Annotated in this window: 17 protein-coding genes; 9 read left to right on the top strand and 8 right to left on the bottom strand. The window is 62.0% G+C overall.

What is annotated here, in order from left to right; all coding sequences use genetic code 11:
- Positions 1-114: 114 nt before the first annotated feature.
- Positions 115-561: a hypothetical protein gene (locus CO671_RS08295; RefSeq protein WP_097605534.1), complete on the top strand. Its 447-nt coding sequence runs from the start codon at positions 115-117 to the stop codon at positions 559-561.
- A 230-nt stretch (positions 562-791) separates the two neighbouring features.
- Here CO671_RS08295 and CO671_RS08300 read toward each other — a convergent pair whose 3' ends face one another.
- Positions 792-1,502, bottom strand: a complete 711-nt coding sequence (locus CO671_RS08300; RefSeq protein ID WP_097605535.1) for a glutathione binding-like protein — start codon at positions 1,500-1,502, stop codon at positions 792-794.
- A 201-nt stretch (positions 1,503-1,703) separates the two neighbouring features.
- Here CO671_RS08300 and CO671_RS08305 point away from each other — a divergent pair, with 201 nt between their 5' ends.
- A complete protein-coding gene (locus CO671_RS08305) occupies positions 1,704-2,117 on the top strand; it encodes a DoxX family protein (RefSeq protein ID WP_064686098.1) in 414 nt (137 codons plus the stop codon).
- Between the two features lie 81 nt (positions 2,118-2,198).
- Here the strand turns inward: CO671_RS08305 and hisG are convergent, their stop codons facing one another.
- The 3 genes from hisG to hisS form a co-directional block, all read right to left on the bottom strand.
- Entirely contained in the window at positions 2,199-2,894 is a 696-nt protein-coding gene (gene hisG / locus CO671_RS08310; RefSeq protein ID WP_097605536.1) for an ATP phosphoribosyltransferase, read from the bottom strand.
- Positions 2,891-4,012, bottom strand: coding sequence for an ATP phosphoribosyltransferase regulatory subunit (locus CO671_RS08315; RefSeq protein ID WP_097605537.1), 1,122 nt, complete (start codon positions 4,010-4,012; stop codon positions 2,891-2,893). Before CO671_RS08315 ends, hisG begins: the two co-directional genes overlap by 4 nt.
- A 174-nt stretch (positions 4,013-4,186) precedes the next feature.
- Complete coding sequence (gene hisS, locus CO671_RS08320) at positions 4,187-5,710, bottom strand: histidine--tRNA ligase (RefSeq protein ID WP_097605538.1); 1,524 nt, start codon at positions 5,708-5,710, stop codon at positions 4,187-4,189.
- Positions 5,711-5,950: 240 nt separating this feature from the next.
- On the opposite strand from hisS, the gene CO671_RS08325 reads away from it, so the two are divergent.
- The 3 genes from CO671_RS08325 (at position 5,951) to CO671_RS08335 (ending at position 7,595) form a co-directional block, all read left to right on the top strand.
- Positions 5,951-6,700, top strand: a complete 750-nt coding sequence (locus tag CO671_RS08325) for a hypothetical protein (protein ID WP_097605539.1) — start codon at positions 5,951-5,953, stop codon at positions 6,698-6,700.
- Between the two features lie 78 nt (positions 6,701-6,778).
- Positions 6,779-7,162 (top strand): hypothetical protein, encoded by a 384-nt coding sequence (locus tag CO671_RS08330; protein ID WP_097605540.1) that lies wholly within the window; start codon positions 6,779-6,781, stop codon positions 7,160-7,162.
- Positions 7,163-7,238: 76 nt separating this feature from the next.
- Positions 7,239-7,595: a DUF305 domain-containing protein gene (locus CO671_RS08335; RefSeq protein WP_097605541.1), complete on the top strand. Its 357-nt coding sequence runs from the start codon at positions 7,239-7,241 to the stop codon at positions 7,593-7,595.
- A 279-nt stretch (positions 7,596-7,874) separates the two neighbouring features.
- Here the strand turns inward: CO671_RS08335 and CO671_RS08340 are convergent, their stop codons facing one another.
- Entirely contained in the window at positions 7,875-8,924 is a 1,050-nt protein-coding gene (locus tag CO671_RS08340) for an aldo/keto reductase (RefSeq protein ID WP_097605542.1), read from the bottom strand.
- 238 nt (positions 8,925-9,162) lie between these two features.
- Between CO671_RS08340 and CO671_RS08345 the strand changes: the two genes are divergently transcribed.
- Positions 9,163-9,867, top strand: a complete 705-nt coding sequence (locus CO671_RS08345) for an HAD family hydrolase (RefSeq protein WP_064681010.1) — start codon at positions 9,163-9,165, stop codon at positions 9,865-9,867.
- Positions 9,868-10,008: 141 nt separating this feature from the next.
- On the opposite strand, the gene CO671_RS08350 is transcribed toward CO671_RS08345, so the two are convergent.
- Together CO671_RS08350 and CO671_RS08355 are read right to left on the bottom strand one after the other, a co-directional pair.
- Positions 10,009-10,515 carry a hypothetical protein gene (locus CO671_RS08350; protein ID WP_097605543.1) on the bottom strand — a complete coding sequence of 169 codons (507 nt, stop codon included), beginning with the start codon at positions 10,513-10,515 and terminating at the stop codon, positions 10,009-10,011.
- A complete protein-coding gene (locus CO671_RS08355; protein WP_097605544.1) occupies positions 10,512-11,141 on the bottom strand; it encodes a DNA-3-methyladenine glycosylase I in 630 nt (209 codons plus the stop codon). Before CO671_RS08355 ends, CO671_RS08350 begins: the two co-directional genes overlap by 4 nt.
- A 227-nt stretch (positions 11,142-11,368) precedes the next feature.
- Here CO671_RS08355 and CO671_RS08360 point away from each other — a divergent pair, with 227 nt between their 5' ends.
- The 3 genes from CO671_RS08360 (at position 11,369) to CO671_RS08370 (ending at position 13,735) form a co-directional block, all read left to right on the top strand.
- Positions 11,369-12,115 carry a L,D-transpeptidase gene (locus tag CO671_RS08360; RefSeq protein ID WP_097605545.1) on the top strand — a complete coding sequence of 249 codons (747 nt, stop codon included), beginning with the start codon at positions 11,369-11,371 and terminating at the stop codon, positions 12,113-12,115.
- Between the two features lie 135 nt (positions 12,116-12,250).
- Positions 12,251-12,937, top strand: coding sequence for a L,D-transpeptidase (locus CO671_RS08365; RefSeq protein ID WP_097605546.1), 687 nt, complete (start codon positions 12,251-12,253; stop codon positions 12,935-12,937).
- 123 nt (positions 12,938-13,060) lie between these two features.
- A complete protein-coding gene (locus CO671_RS08370; protein WP_097605733.1) occupies positions 13,061-13,735 on the top strand; it encodes an outer membrane beta-barrel protein in 675 nt (224 codons plus the stop codon).
- Between the two features lie 140 nt (positions 13,736-13,875).
- Here the strand turns inward: CO671_RS08370 and CO671_RS08375 are convergent, their stop codons facing one another.
- Positions 13,876-14,316, bottom strand: a complete 441-nt coding sequence (locus tag CO671_RS08375; RefSeq protein WP_097605547.1) for a hypothetical protein — start codon at positions 14,314-14,316, stop codon at positions 13,876-13,878.
- Positions 14,317-14,357 lie beyond the last annotated feature (41 nt).

Genomic DNA, 14,357 nt, shown 5'->3' on the forward strand with positions numbered 1-14,357 from the left:
CGCGGCAATGATCGCCGGTATGGGCGCGGGCATTATGCCCGATGCTGCATAAGCCTGTGTCTAGTGTTTGCCGAGCGTGCGGCGGAGGAGCCGCATGCGAACGAGGGAACGCCCGTGTTCAAGATTGCCAAAGCCAATGCAGCCGTGCCGTTGCTGCCCGGCTCGATGAACGACAACAATCAACAGCACGAGATGCTGGCGCAGTTTTCCGTTTCCGAAAGCTGGACCGGGGATCTGTCGAGCGGCGTGCTCCGTCTCGGCAAGTGGAGCGCCATGCTGCACGGCCTCTCCGCAGAGGAATGCGGACTGCTGAACCTGGTACGATGTTATGATTCCGGAGATCGCAGTCACGTGCTGGAACTGTTCGAACAGGCGGCAACACATTGCTCCTCCTTCTGCTTTTCGACGACGATCATCATGCCGAACGGCTTGCGCCAGCCGCTGTTCTGCATGGGCGAGTCGAACGGGCTCGAAGAGAAATACAGCGGCAGCATGGCCGGCGTTTTCGTCTTTCCGCGTTTCAAGCTCGAAGGCGCAAGGCAGACTGCCAGCCGGCAATAGAGGCGGTCGGACGAAATAACGGTCTCCACTGAAAGCGGTCAGACTGCTGAAAAGGCCGGCCAACTTCTCTTTCGTCATACTCGGGCTTGTCCCGAGTATCTGCCTCGGGCCGATAGGGCAACAGATCCTCGGCACAAGGCCGAGGATGACGTTGGCGGGGGGAAGCCGAGGGTTGTCATGTATTGAGGGCCGCTCCCGAGAGCAGCCTTTGCGCTTTCCGGAACCGTCAACTACTCCGGCTTGACCGGAATATTGAGGCCCCTGGCGCTGGCCGGGCGGGCGATGCAGCGTTCCAGCCAATCGGAAACGGCGGGGAAACTCGCATAGTCCAGGACCTCGCGGCCGCCATAGAAGATATCGGCGCCGCGAACCCAGGTGAAGGTGGTGATGTCGGCAATCGAATACAGATCGCCCATGATCCACTGCCGACCTCTCAGCCTGCCTTCGAGGACGCCGAGCAGCCGTTTGGATTCGTCGCGATAGCGCTCCACCGGATAGGAATTGTTGGCGACCTTGTCGGCGGCGGATTTGTAGAAATGGCCGAACTGACCGAACATCGGGCCGATGCCGGCCATCTGGAAAAACACCCACTGAATGCATTCATAGCCGCCGGCGGCATTCTCAGGAATGAGCCTGCCGGTCTTTTCCGCGAGATAAAGCAGGATTGCGCCGGATTCGAACAGCCCGATCGGTTTACCATCAGGCCCGTTCGGATCGATGATTGCCGGAATGCGACCGTTGGGATTGAGAGACTCGAATTCGGGTGATTTCTGCTCGTTGGCGTCGAAGGAAATATAATGCGGCTCATAGGCGAGGCCGAGTTCCTCGAGGGCAACCGACACCTTCACCCCGTTCGGCGTCTGCAGCGAATAGAGCTGGATGATGTCGGGATTTTTCGCCGGCCATCGCCTCGTGATCGGAAAAGCGGAAAGATCTGCCATCGGAGTCTCCATGTTAGGCGCCGACCATAGGAGACGAGGCTGCGGAAACGCAAGCGAGGCATCGTTTCATATTATTGAACGAAGTGTCCCCTTCCGTCTACCTTTGCATAACGAAGGAAATAGGCGAGATAGGGATATCAGAGATCCACAGCGTGCCCGGGGCACCAAGATCTTGAGAAGCCATTCAACGGAGCAACATCCATGTCGAACGCCTTTATCCTGATTGCCCGCATTCTCCTGTCTTTCATGTTCGTCCTTTCCGGCTTCATGAAGCTAACCGATCCTGCCGGTACTGCGGGCATGATCGCCGGTGCCGGCCTGCCGGCAGCAACTCTGCTGGCCTATGTCGCAGGCCTTTTCGAACTGCTCGCCGGCCTTGCGGTTCTCACAGGCTTCCAGGTCCGCATCGCCGGCTGGCTGCTCGCGGGCTTCTGTGTCTTCACGGCCGTTGCCTTCCATCTGCCCTACGCCAGTGGCGCGGAACTCGTGAATATTCTCAACCAGATCATGGTCATGAAGAACATCACGCTTGCCGGCGCGTACATATTGCTCGCGACCGTCGGTGCCGGTGCCTATTCGATTGACGCCCGCCGCGGCGCCTATGCGGCTGCCTGATCCAGCAGACATCCTCCCAGACATGCAGAACCCGCCGTCATTGAATTGACGGCGGGTTTTCTTGTGTCTTGACCATTGCAATCAGAGCGCGGCGCGCACCGCCTCGATAATCGCCTGCACGACGGGTTCGTCGGCATGGCTTTCCTTGCGGGCGCGCACCAGGCTAGCCTGCGAATGGAGGATGACGCCGTCCTGAAGCACCTTCAGATGGTTGGCGCGCAACGTCGAGCCGGTGGAGGTGATATCGACGATGATATCGGCCGAGCCGGAGGCAGGAGCCCCCTCGGTGGCGCCGAGGCTTTCGACGATGCGGTACAGCTGGATGCCGTGCTGGCTCGAAAAGAACTGCTGGGTGAGGCGCCAATATTTGGTGGCGATGGCGAGACGCCGGCCATGACGGGCGCGGAAATCGGCGGCGACGTCGCCGAGATCGGCCATGGTCTCGACATCCAGCCAGATCTCCGGCACCGCGACGACGACATCGGCCTGGCCGAAGCCGAGGCGGGCGCAGAATTCGACGCGCTTGTCGACCTCGGCAAAACCTTCCCGCATCAGGTCCTCACCGGTGACGCCGAAATCGACGGTGCCGTTGCCAAGCTCGCGGGAGATTTCGGAGGCCGAGAGGAAGGCGATTTCCACATCGTCCCAGCCTTCGACTCGGCCGCGATAGGAGCGGTCGTTGCCGACGGCCGTTATCGGCATGCCGGCCCGCTCGAAGATCGCCGAAGCATCGTCCTTCATCCGGCCCTTGGAGGGAAGCGCGATGGTGATGGTCATGCGGCTGCCCTTTCGGTTTCGATGCGGTCGAGCCAGAAGGAGAAGCCGACGGCCGGAATGCGGTCGGTTGCGCCGAGGAAGGTCAGGAGCTTATCGAAGCGGCCGCCGCCGGCCAGAACCGCGCTCGATCCCTCTACCGTCACCTCGAAGACGAGACCGGTGTAATAATCGAGCGGCCGTCCGAAGGCGGCGCGGTAGTCGAGGCAGGACAGATCGACGCCGGCATCGGCAAGGGCGCCGACGCGGCCGTTGAAGCGGGAGAGTGCATTGCCGAGCTTCAGGCCGGCGGCATCGGCAAAACCGGCCAGCGCCGCCGACGCATTGACGAGCGGGACGTCGAGCGACAAAAACTCTTCCAGCACGTGGAAGGCGGCATCGTCGAGACGCGTTTCGGACAGGATGAGCTTTTCCTTGAGCCGCCGGGCAATCTCCAGCGGCGAGCGGCTGGCATTGGTCGAATAGCCCGTCGTCTGCATTTCCTGCTCGAGATGGGCGACCAGCGCCTGCTCGTCGCCTGATGCGACAAGCTTTGCGATATCGTCGTCCAGCCCGGTGACGAATTGCGGGCTGACGAGACCGGCCAGCAGGGCTTCCAGCTGCGTCATGTTGCCGAAGGCGTGGATCAGCCGCTTCTGCCAGCCGAGCGGCAGGCCGAGCGCCTGAACGACCGCCTCGAACACCGCCTGGTCGCCGAGCGTCACCGACAGGCGCCGGCCCGGCAGCAGGCGGGCGAGAATGCCGGTGGCATCGCCGATGGCGCGGGCGTCAGCGCTCGGTATGTTGATATCGCCGAGATCCTCGATGCCGGCCTGGTAGAATTCATTGGCGCCGTCGCGGCGCTGGCGGAAGACCTCGCCGAGATAGGCGTAACGCTTCGGCGTGCCGGTCGCCGTTTCGATGTGGCGCAGACAGACCGGAATGGTGAATTCGGGGCGCAGGCAGAGGCTGGCGCCGGTTTCGCTCTCGGTCATGAAGATACGGCGGCGCAGATCCTCGCCGGCGATGTCGAGGAACGGCTCGGCCGGCTGGATGACCGGCGTATCGATGCGCTCGGCCTTGCGGGCGTCAAATTCGGCAAGCAGCTCGGCGGAGAATTCGGGGAGGTTGATCAGGGGCATGATGTCGCTCCTGGGAAAAGTCCCCTCCCCAACCCCTCCCCACAAGGGGGAGGGACTAACTCGCGGCGATCGTCGAACCAAATCGAGAGGACCTCCGATGAAGCAAATGTTGAGTTGGGCACAGCGGCGCCAAGTAAAGCCCCTCCCCCCTGTGGGGAGGGGTTGGGGAGGGGTTTATTGCGCATCGCCCGCCCTCTTCCGATCTTCCGCCTGCGCCGCAAGGATCTCCCTCACCTTGGCGACGAGGTCGGCCTCCGGCACCGTTTCCTGCGCCACGCGGGCTTCGCGCCAGCTGGCATTGTCCTCGATCTCGCCGGACAGCCGTTTGCCCTCGATCAGATCCTTGATCTGCACGACGCCGGTTGCGCGTTCGTCGCCGCCCTGGATGATGGCGACGGGGCAGCCGCGGCGATCGGCGTATTTCAGCTGGTTGCCGAATTTCTTCCAGTTGCCCTGGAACATCTCGGCGCGGATGCCGGCGGCGCGCAGCTCCTGCGTCATCTTCTGATAGCGGCCCATCGCCTCGACATCGCCGTCCATGACGGTCACCAGCACCGGCTCGATCACGTCGCTGGCGCCGAGCTTGCCGAGGTTCTTCAGAGCCGTCATCAACCTGGAGACACCGATCGAAAAGCCCGTCGCCGGAACCGGCTGGCCCATGAAACGCGAAACCAGGCCATCATAACGGCCGCCGCCGCCGACCGAACCGAAGACGACCTTCTCGCCCTTCTCGTTGGTGACGTCGAAGCTCAGCTCGGCCTCATAGACCGGGCCGGTATAATATTCGAGGCCGCGCACGACGGAGGGATCGATCTTGATGCGGTCGGACTGATAGCCGGCGCTCTTCACCAGCGCGCCGATGAAATTCAGTTCCTCGACGCCTTCGCCGCCCTTCGACGTTCCGGCAACGAGTTCGGCGAGCTGGGCAGCGCTTTCGGCATAGTCCTTGATGCCGACGAAGAACAGCACCTTGTCGATCTGCGCCTGGTCGAGGCCGGCGCCCTTGGTGAAGTCGCCGGATTCATCCTTGCGGCCGGCGCCGAGCAGCAGGGCCACACCTTCGGGGCCGAACTTGTCGAGTTTGTCGATGGCGCGCAGCACGTTGAGCCGCTGGCCGGCCTTGTCGTCGCCGCCGAGGCCGATCGCCTCGAGCACACCGTCGAGAACCTTGCGGTTGTTGACGCGGATGACGTAGTCGCCGCGCTTGATGCCGAGGGCTTCAAGCGTATCGGCCATCATCATGCACATTTCGGCATCGGCCTGGACGCCCGGCGCGCCGACGGTATCGGCATCGAACTGCATGAATTGGCGGAAACGGCCGGGCCCCGGCTTCTCGTTGCGGAAGACGTAACCGGCACGATAGGTGCGATAGGGAAGCTGGATCTCGTTGAAATTCTCGGCGACATGGCGGGCAAGCGGCGCCGTCAGGTCGTAACGCAGAGACATCCACTGCTCGTCCTCATCCTGCAGCGAGAAGACGCCCTCGTTCGGCCGGTCGCTGTCGGGCAGGAACTTGCCGAGCGCATCGGTATATTCGAACAGCGGCGTTTCCACGGGGTCGAAACCATAATGCTCATAGACTTCCCGGATCTTTGCCGTCATCTCGTTGACGGCGCGGATATCGCCGGCCGTCCGGTCGACGAAGCCGCGCGGCAGGCGGGCCTTGAGCTTTTGCGGTTTCTTCTGCTTGTCGTTCATTTCCGGGAATTCCGCTGACTGTGACAGTGGCGGTGTCCTAGCGGATTGGGCGGGGAGCGGCAAGGGCGCAGGGGTCTTGATGTTTGCAGCGCCGCGCGTCTTTTCAGACGCGCAAAGGACGCTGCAGAACTTTGAACTACTACTGCATAATTCCTTAAATCGATTCCGATTTAAGGAATTATGCAGTGGGCCCAGAATCGATGGAACGAGGGTATCCATCCGAAATACGGGATATGCATCATGATCGCTGAAGCGCTTCTCTATGCCGCGACATGGCCGCTGACCGGCAAGCCGCATCGAAAGTTCGTCCGCTATTCCGTCAATCTCTGGTCGCGGGCCGGGCGGTGTGCCGCCGAATGGGCCGAACATGAGGAGATGAGCCGGAATGCGATCCGTGCGGCGACGGCCGATCTCAGGCAGAAGCGGACCGCCGTGGTGCTCGGCTCCGGCCTACTGCGCGACGTGCCGATCGAGGAACTGGCGCGAGCGTTCGACACCGTCGTTCTGGTCGATCTCGTCCATCTCGCCTCGGTGCGGCTATCGGCCAAGGCCCATCGCAATATCCGGCTGATCGAGCGCGATCTTTCCGGCTATGACGAGCTCGCGGCCGGCAGAGAGCCCGAACCGCTCGGCTTCCTGCGCTCGGTGCCCTATCTCGATTTCGTGGTTTCGGCCAATCTCCTATCGCAGATCGGCCGGGGCGTGAAACGGCGCTACGAAGCCGAGGCCGCCGGAATGCCTGCCGACACGGTGGAAAGGCTGATCGGAGCGCATCTGACCGGCCTCTCGGGACTTCCCTGCCGCCATTGCCTGGTGACCGACATCGCCTATGCCGTCATCGACCGCAACGGCAGGACGCATGAGGAGGCCGACCTGCTGCATGGCGTTTCGCCGCCGCCGGCCAAGGCCGCCTGGACATGGCCGGTTGCGCCGCTCGGCGAGGAGAGCCGGGATTACAAGATCGAGCACAAGGTGATTGCCGCCTGGTGAGAGGATGACGGTGCAGTCACCGAATGTTCACCGTCATCCGGATTGGCTTACAGCCGACATCCACTTATATGAAACACCATGCGCACGCTCGCTCTCATCACGATGGTTCTCGGCTGGCTGGTCTACAGCGCCATGTCCGCATGGGCGGGCTGTCCGACATGTGCGTCGATGAATGCGCCGGTCGCCGCCGAGGCCGGCAGCATGCACCATGAGATGGGCGGCATGGAAATGTCCGACGGGGCCATGCCCGAGGGGGTAGCCAAAACTGCTCCCATGAAAGACCCCTGCGCCACCGGCGATTCCGCGCATATGCCGCTTTGCAGCGCTTGTCTGCTGCTGCCGCCGGCCATCATGGTCGTCGACAGCGCAAGATCTGCTTTCGCCTATCCGACCCCGGCGCTGGCCCGCGCCCTCGATAACGATCGCCCCGCTCCGCAGGCTCCCCCTCCTCGCCTGTCCTGACACCATGCTTACGCATTGAGAAGCGAGCGGCCTCCGTCGCCCGCAAACCTATTGTCAGACAGAGGAAGGACCTCTCATGTCTCTGAAAATCATCACGCTTACCGCAATGCTCGCCATTGCCGGACCCGCCTTTGCCGAAGACATGTCCATGGACATGAGCAAGCCGATGGGCAGCCACGATGCCGCAAGCCAGGCCTTGGGCGAGGCGAACGACAAGATGCACAAGGATATGATGATCGACTATAGCGGCGATCCCGATGTCGATTTCGTCCGTGGCATGATCCCGCACCATCAAGGTGCGATCGATATGGCGAAAGTCGAGCTTCAATACGGCAAGGATCCCGAAATCCGTAAGCTCGCCGAAGCCGTGATCAAGGCGCAGGAGGCGGAGATCGCCGAGATGAACGCCTGGCTCAAGGCCCACGGCAAGTAATCGATCGCTCGCGAAACTCCTCCTTCGTGATGCTCGGGCTTGTGCCCATGCATCCGCAACCGGTGCATATCAGGCACAAGGCCACGGCTGTCCGGGGTTTGTGCCCCTCACCCTAACCCTCTCCCCGTAAGAACGGGGAGAGGGGACGTGCCCTGCGAGAGGTAGGAGGGGGAACCGAGAGGTTGCGGCATGCCCCCTTCTCCCCGCGAGCGGGGAGAAGGTGCCGGCAGGCGGTTGAGGGGCCGCTCTCGGCGATCTCTCGGCACGAGTGCAGTGATCTCAGTCCTTCGGCTCGAAGTCCGCGGGCCGGCGGCCGGCGCCCTGCCGCGCCAGCATCCAGCCCGGATATTCGGGGGCAAGGGCGCTCACCTCGTCGAGCCGCTTCATATCCTCGTCGTCGAGCTTCAGCTTGACGGCGGCGAGGTTCTGGTCGAGCTGGTCGACACGCTTGGCGCCGATGATGACAGTAGTGACGAAAGGCTTGGCGAGAATATAGGCGAGCGCGACGGTGGCGACGCTGGCGCCATGCTTTTCGGCAACCTCGCGCATGACGGCGACGCAGGCCCAGGCCTTGTCCTTGTCGACCGGCGGGAAATCGAAACTGGCGCGGCGACCCTCGCCGTTGCCGGGCGCGCCGGGGCCGTATTTGCCGGACAAGAGGCCGCCGGCGAGCGGCGACCAGACCATCAGGCCGAGCTTTTCCTCCTGCATCATCGGCACGATGTCACGTTCGAGATCGCGGCCGGCGATGGAATAATAGGCCTGCACCGTTTCGAAGCGGGCGAAGCCGCGCCGTTCGGAGAGACCGAGCGCCTTGGAAATACGCCAGGCCTGCCAATTGGAGACGCCGATATAGCGGACAAGGCCACGCGAAACGAGATCGTCGAGGGCACGCAGTGTCTCCTCGATCGGCGTGACCGTATCGGTCGCATGGATCTGGTAGAGGTCGATATGGTCCGTCTGCAGCCGCTTGAGGCTCGCCTCGACGGAATCCATGATATGGCCGCGCGAGGCGCCGCGGTCGTTCGGCTTGTCGCCCATGACGCCATAGACCTTGGTGGCGATGACGACGTCCTTGCGCGGCACGTCGAGGTTCTTCAGCGCCTGGCCGAGCAGCCTTTCGGATTCGCCGGATGAATAGACGTCGGCCGTGTCGATGAAATTGACGCCTGACGCCAGCGAGCGCTCGACGATCCGGTCGGCGGCATTCTGGTCGACATCGGCGATGGCGCCCCACATGCTGCCCGGCTGGGCCTCGCCGAAGGTCATCGTGCCCAGGCAGATTTCCGAGACGAAAAGTCCCGTATTTCCGAGTTGATTGTAACGCATGGTCGAAAAAATCCTTTGTGTCTGCCGCAAGAGGGGCTTGCGAACGGAAGAACTTCATTTTTTGATTATTGGCCTGCGCGCGACAGGCACAGCCGTGGCTGGCTGCAGGGTGAGGCCAATTCGATGTAGTGCGACGGCGGCGCTTTTCAACGCCACAGCTTGCCGCACCGCAGGCCGACGCCCTTGTCTCGACACAGGGCGGCGATAGATTGCCGGCCATAGTTCAAGAGGTGCGCATGTGACGACGCGAGCACTGACGACGATCGGCTTCGATGCCGACGATACGCTTTGGCAGAACGAACAATATTACCGACTGACGGAAGCGCATTTTACCAAGCTTCTTGCCGATTTCGCCGAAGGACCGAAGATTTCCGACCGGCTGCTGGAAGCCGAGAAACGCAACCTTCGCCACTACGGATTCGGCATCAAGGGCTTCACGCTGTCGATGATCGAGACGGCGATCGAGATTACCGAAGGCAAGGTGCCGGCCAGCGTCATCGCCAAGATCCTCGATACCGGCCGCGACCTGCTGTCCCACCCGGTCGAGACCATGCCGCATGCGCGCGACACGCTGGAGGCGCTTGCCGGCAAATATCTGCTCGTCATGATCACCAAGGGCGATCTTTTCGACCAGGAGCGCAAGCTTGCCCAATCCGGCCTCGGCGACTTCTTCGATGCGGTCGAGATCGTTTCCGACAAGACCGCCGTCACCTATCGCCGCATCTTCGCCAAGGTCGGTGACGGACCGGAGCGGGCGATGATGGTCGGCAATTCACTGAAATCGGATATCGTGCCGGCGATTGCGGCCGGCAGCTACGGCGTCTTCGTGCCGCACGAACTCACCTGGGTGCTGGAACATGTGGACGAACCGACGGAAGCGCCGCGTTTCCGCAAGATCGGCCATCTCGGCGAATTGCGCGAGCTGATCGACCGGCTGGCATAGGCGGCCGGCCGATCGATGCCGGCCGTACGGCCCTGCCCTAAAGCGTGTCGCGATCTTTCAGATTCGCTTGGCACGCTTTAGGTCTTTATTTTCTCGCATGTCTTTATCGCAAAACCGCTGCACACTTTTGCGAGACATGCTCTATTGCGGCTTGGGCGGCGCCTTCGGAAACAGCGACGGCTGCTCCGGCTCGGCCGGCGGTTTCGGCTGCGACGGGGCGGCCGTCAGCGGTTCGATCAGGATGCTGAAGGGGGCGCCGAGGCCGCGGCGCGGCGAGACCTTGGAATAATAGGGGCGCAGCAGCCAGGTGGTATTTTCCTTCGCCGTCGTCTGAAAATTCATGCCGTCCTCGTCGGTGCCGAAGAAAGCTTCGTCATCGGGCTTCGACAGGTCGAAAATCGCCAGGAAGGCGAACTTGCTCTTGGTGGCAAAGCTGATCTTGATGTGCTGGCCGGCGCGCACCGGCAGTGTGTAGACATGGCTGTTGCCGAATTTCGTCCAGCCCTTCAGTTGCATGGTGACGGCGGGGAATTGCAGCTTCTCCAGCTTCTCGCCGGGATCGAGCTGCGGCGTCTGCGCCACGGCTGAGATCGGCAGGAAGAACAGGGCGAGGGCAGCAATCGATGTTTTCACGGACAGATCTTTCATGGTCGAACCAGGACGGCGCGCATCGCCTCCACCTCGGGCCGGCAGAAGCAGCCCTCCAGATGATCGTTGACGAGGCCCATCGCCTGCATGAAAGCATAAACTGTGGTCGGGCCGACAAAGGTCCAGCCGCGCTTCTTCAGATCCTTCGAAATGACCACCGAGGTCGGCGTCGTCGGATTGGCGAGGATATGGTCGCGATCGACCACGGTCGGCCGCTCGTTGTGGCCGGGTTCGTAGCCCCAGAAATAATGGGCGAGCGAACCGAATTCGTCCCGGAGCGCGATGGCGCGCCTGGCATTGTTGATGGTCGAGACGATCTTGCCGCGATGGCGGATGATGCCGGCATCGGCAAGGCAGCGATCGACATCCGCTTCGCCGAAATGCGCCACCTTATCGAAGTCGAAGCCGGCAAAGGCGGCGCGGAAATTCTCCCGCTTGCGCAGGATGGTCAGCCAGGACAGGCCGGATTGGAAGCCTTCGAGACAGATCTTTTCGAAGAGGCGGATGTCGTTGGTAACGGGGCGGCCCCATTCCTCGTCATGATATTTGAGATAATCGGGCAGATTGGCGTGCCAGTGGCAACGGCTCCTGCCGTCCTCGCCGATGATGATGCCTGTCTCGCTCATGATCCTTCATTCTGCCGGGGTCCGTTTCGTTTTCCGGTCATGATTCCGGCTTTACCATTTGCAAACCGTCTTTCCAAACCGAACGGTAACCCTGACGAAAAGTTTATCCGATCGGTCGGCCTTTCAGAAATCGATCTTTACCATTCGCTGGCGGATCAGGTGGCAGCGTCCTTGCGAGCGGACCTGTCGCGCCCGCGCATTTCGGCCATTTGTAGAGAGTTCGTCCGATGATGAAACCGCTTGTTCTTGCCGCAGCCCTCTTCGGCGCCTTCTCCACGGCCGCCCTTGCCGACGACCGCTACGCCACCCGCCCGCCTGTCGTGCTCAGCCCCGATCTGACGGCGCCATGGATCAACCAGCTCGGCGGCAAGGTTCGCCCGGTGGTCTACCAGCGGCCGGTCGTCCAGCCGCAGCAGCGCGGCCTTTTCCAGCGCCGCGTCGTCCGCCAGGCGCCGCGGCCGGCACCGCAGACCGTCTCGGTGATCAATCCGGGTATTCCGGCGATCCGCCATCCGATCGAGCCGCAATTCCTGCCGCAGATGGTCGACTACGACACCCAGGAAAAGCCTGGCACGATCGTCATCGATACCAATAATCGCTTTCTCTATCTGGTGATGGAGGGCGGCAAGGCGCGGCGCTACGGCGTCGGCGTCGGCAAGCCCGGCTTCGAATGGGCCGGCGCCCACAAGATCACCCGCAAGCAGGAATGGCCGGACTGGACGCCGCCTTCCGAGATGATCAGCCGCGAAGCCGCCAAGGGCCATTACCTGCCGGCGCGCATGGATGGCGGCCCGGAAAATCCGCTCGGCGCCCGCGCCATGTATCTCGGCTCGACGCTCTACCGCATCCACGGCACCAACGCACCCTGGTCGATCGGCAGCGCCGTCTCCTCCGGCTGCATCCGGTTGCGCAACGAAGATGTCGTCGATCTCTATGACCGCGTCAGCGTTGGGACCCGCGTCATCGTCATGTAACGGCACATACATTATCTTGGAAGCCGCAAGAACAGGCGGTTTCCTCTCCCGAAATTGCTTTATCCGGCCGGGCCGATCTTGAATCGGGCAGAAGTTCATGTAGCTTCAGGCAAATTTGCTTGAGGGGAATCGATCATGATCAAATTGATGCCAGGTCTGGCTGCGGCTGGACTTGTTCTGTCCTTGATGTCCACGTCCGTCTTTGCAGCGCCGGCCGGCTCCGACAACACGCAGCGCCCGGCTCAGGTCGTGCGCGTGGCGCAGATGCCGAAATATGTGAAGCCGCAGTTCAAGCGCAAGAAAGTGCGCCTCGTGACGACGGAAGCGGCCGGCACCGTCATCATCGATACCAACAACAAATATCTCTATCTCGTCGAAGGCAACAACCGCGCCACCCGCTACGGCATCGGCGTCGGCCGTGACGGCTTCGGCTGGTCGGGTATCGTCAAGATCGGCCGCAAGGCCGAATGGCCAAGCTGGACGCCGCCGGCCGAAATGCGCCGCCGCGAAGCTGCCAAAGGCCACATCATTCCCGCTTTCCAGGAAGGCGGCGAGGACAATCCGCTCGGCGCCCGCGCCATGTATCTCTACCAGGGCGGCCGCGATACCATCTTCCGCATCCACGGCACCAACCAACCTTGGACGATCGGCCTCAACATGTCTTCCGGCTGCATCCGCATGATGAACCAGGACGTGATGCATCTTTACGATCGCGCCGCCGTCGGCACCAAGGTGATCGTCATCGGCCCCGGCAATAAGCAGGGCAAGGTGGCGTTCGAGGACAGGGGTATCGACGTGCTGCGCACCATGTTCGGCGGCTGAGCAACACTTGCGAAAAAATCGAAAGGCGCATTTTGACGCGCCCTTTCTTTTCCTTAGACTTTATGGCGGAAAGCTGGCACTGGTGCCTAAGAGTCGACATATTTGCAATATCGGGGCTATTCAATGACATATGCGCTGCGTTCCTCCGCTTCCCTGCTTGCGGGCATCGCGCTTTTCACCATCTGTTCGGCAGCCTCCGCCTCGGCGGAAGACCTGGAATTTTCCATTTACGGCGGCTACCAGACGGCGCCGCACAGCGGCGTCGACGTCTCCGACGGCACGAGTTTCACCGCCGGCTGGGAGGGCAAGTCCTTCGGCGCGCCGCCCTATTACGGCGCTCGCGTCACCTGGTGGCTCGAGGATTTCAACAAGCCGAACTGGGGTGTCTCACTCGACTTCACCCATGACAAGGTCTATGCCGACGACGACACGCTCGCCAAGGCCGGCTGGTCGCATTTCGAATTCACCGACGGCCTGAACCTGCTCACTGTGAACGGTCTCTATCGCTTCCAGGATCCGGCTCGCCGCTGGACGCCCTATCTCGGCGCCGGTATCGGCGTGAACATTCCGCATGTCGAAGTGATTCGCCCCGAAGGCAAGACCTGGGCTTATGAATTCGGCGGCGTGACACTGCAGGCGCAGGCTGGCGTCGACTTCAAGATGACCGAGCGCTGGTCGACCTTCGTCGAATACAAGGGCACCTATTCGCGCGTCGACGTTCCGATCGACAGCGGCGACCGCCTGAAGACCAACATCTTCACGAATGCCGTCAACGTCGGCGTCTCGTTCCACTGGTAATGAATTGAATTTCGGCTGCGTTAGAGCATTTCCGCTTTCTTCGAATCGCGGGAATGCTCTCTTTGCTTTCGCGCAATTCCCGGCAAAAGCGCTTCACGCTTTGCCTGGCAAAACCGCGGCACACTTTTGCTGGAATTGCTTTATTTCGTGCCGCAGCTGACCCTGCCCTCGGCGGCGTAAGGTTTGCTGCCGCCCTCTATCGTCAGGGAATAGGTGCCGCTGAAATTTGCCGAAGGCTTGCCGCGCACGCCGGCGACCACCACCAGATCGAGCGTTGCCCCTTCGGTATCGTCACCGCCGCCATCAAAGACTTCCAGGAGCAGCTCGCCATCGCGCGCCCAGTGGTTGCTCAGATGCTGCGATTCGAACACGCGTTTTGCGAAGGCCGGCGCTTGCGCGGAATCCTTGACAATAAGCGCGCCGCGGAAATGGTTGAGCCTGTGGCCGGCATCGCTCGCGAAACCGCTTTCGAGGGTAAAACGCGCTTGCGCGTCATCGGCGGAACAGAATAAGCGGCTGTCGGCATGGGCCGCGCCCGCCGCCGCGAGCAGTCCCGCAAGTATAATCATTCCCCGCCACATCGCCCGACCTCCCGAGAGCGGCCCGAATGGGCCGGCTGCAT

The sequence above is a fragment of the Rhizobium sp. M10 genome (assembly GCF_002531955.1).
GTDB lineage: Bacteria > Pseudomonadota > Alphaproteobacteria > Rhizobiales > Rhizobiaceae > Rhizobium > Rhizobium etli_C.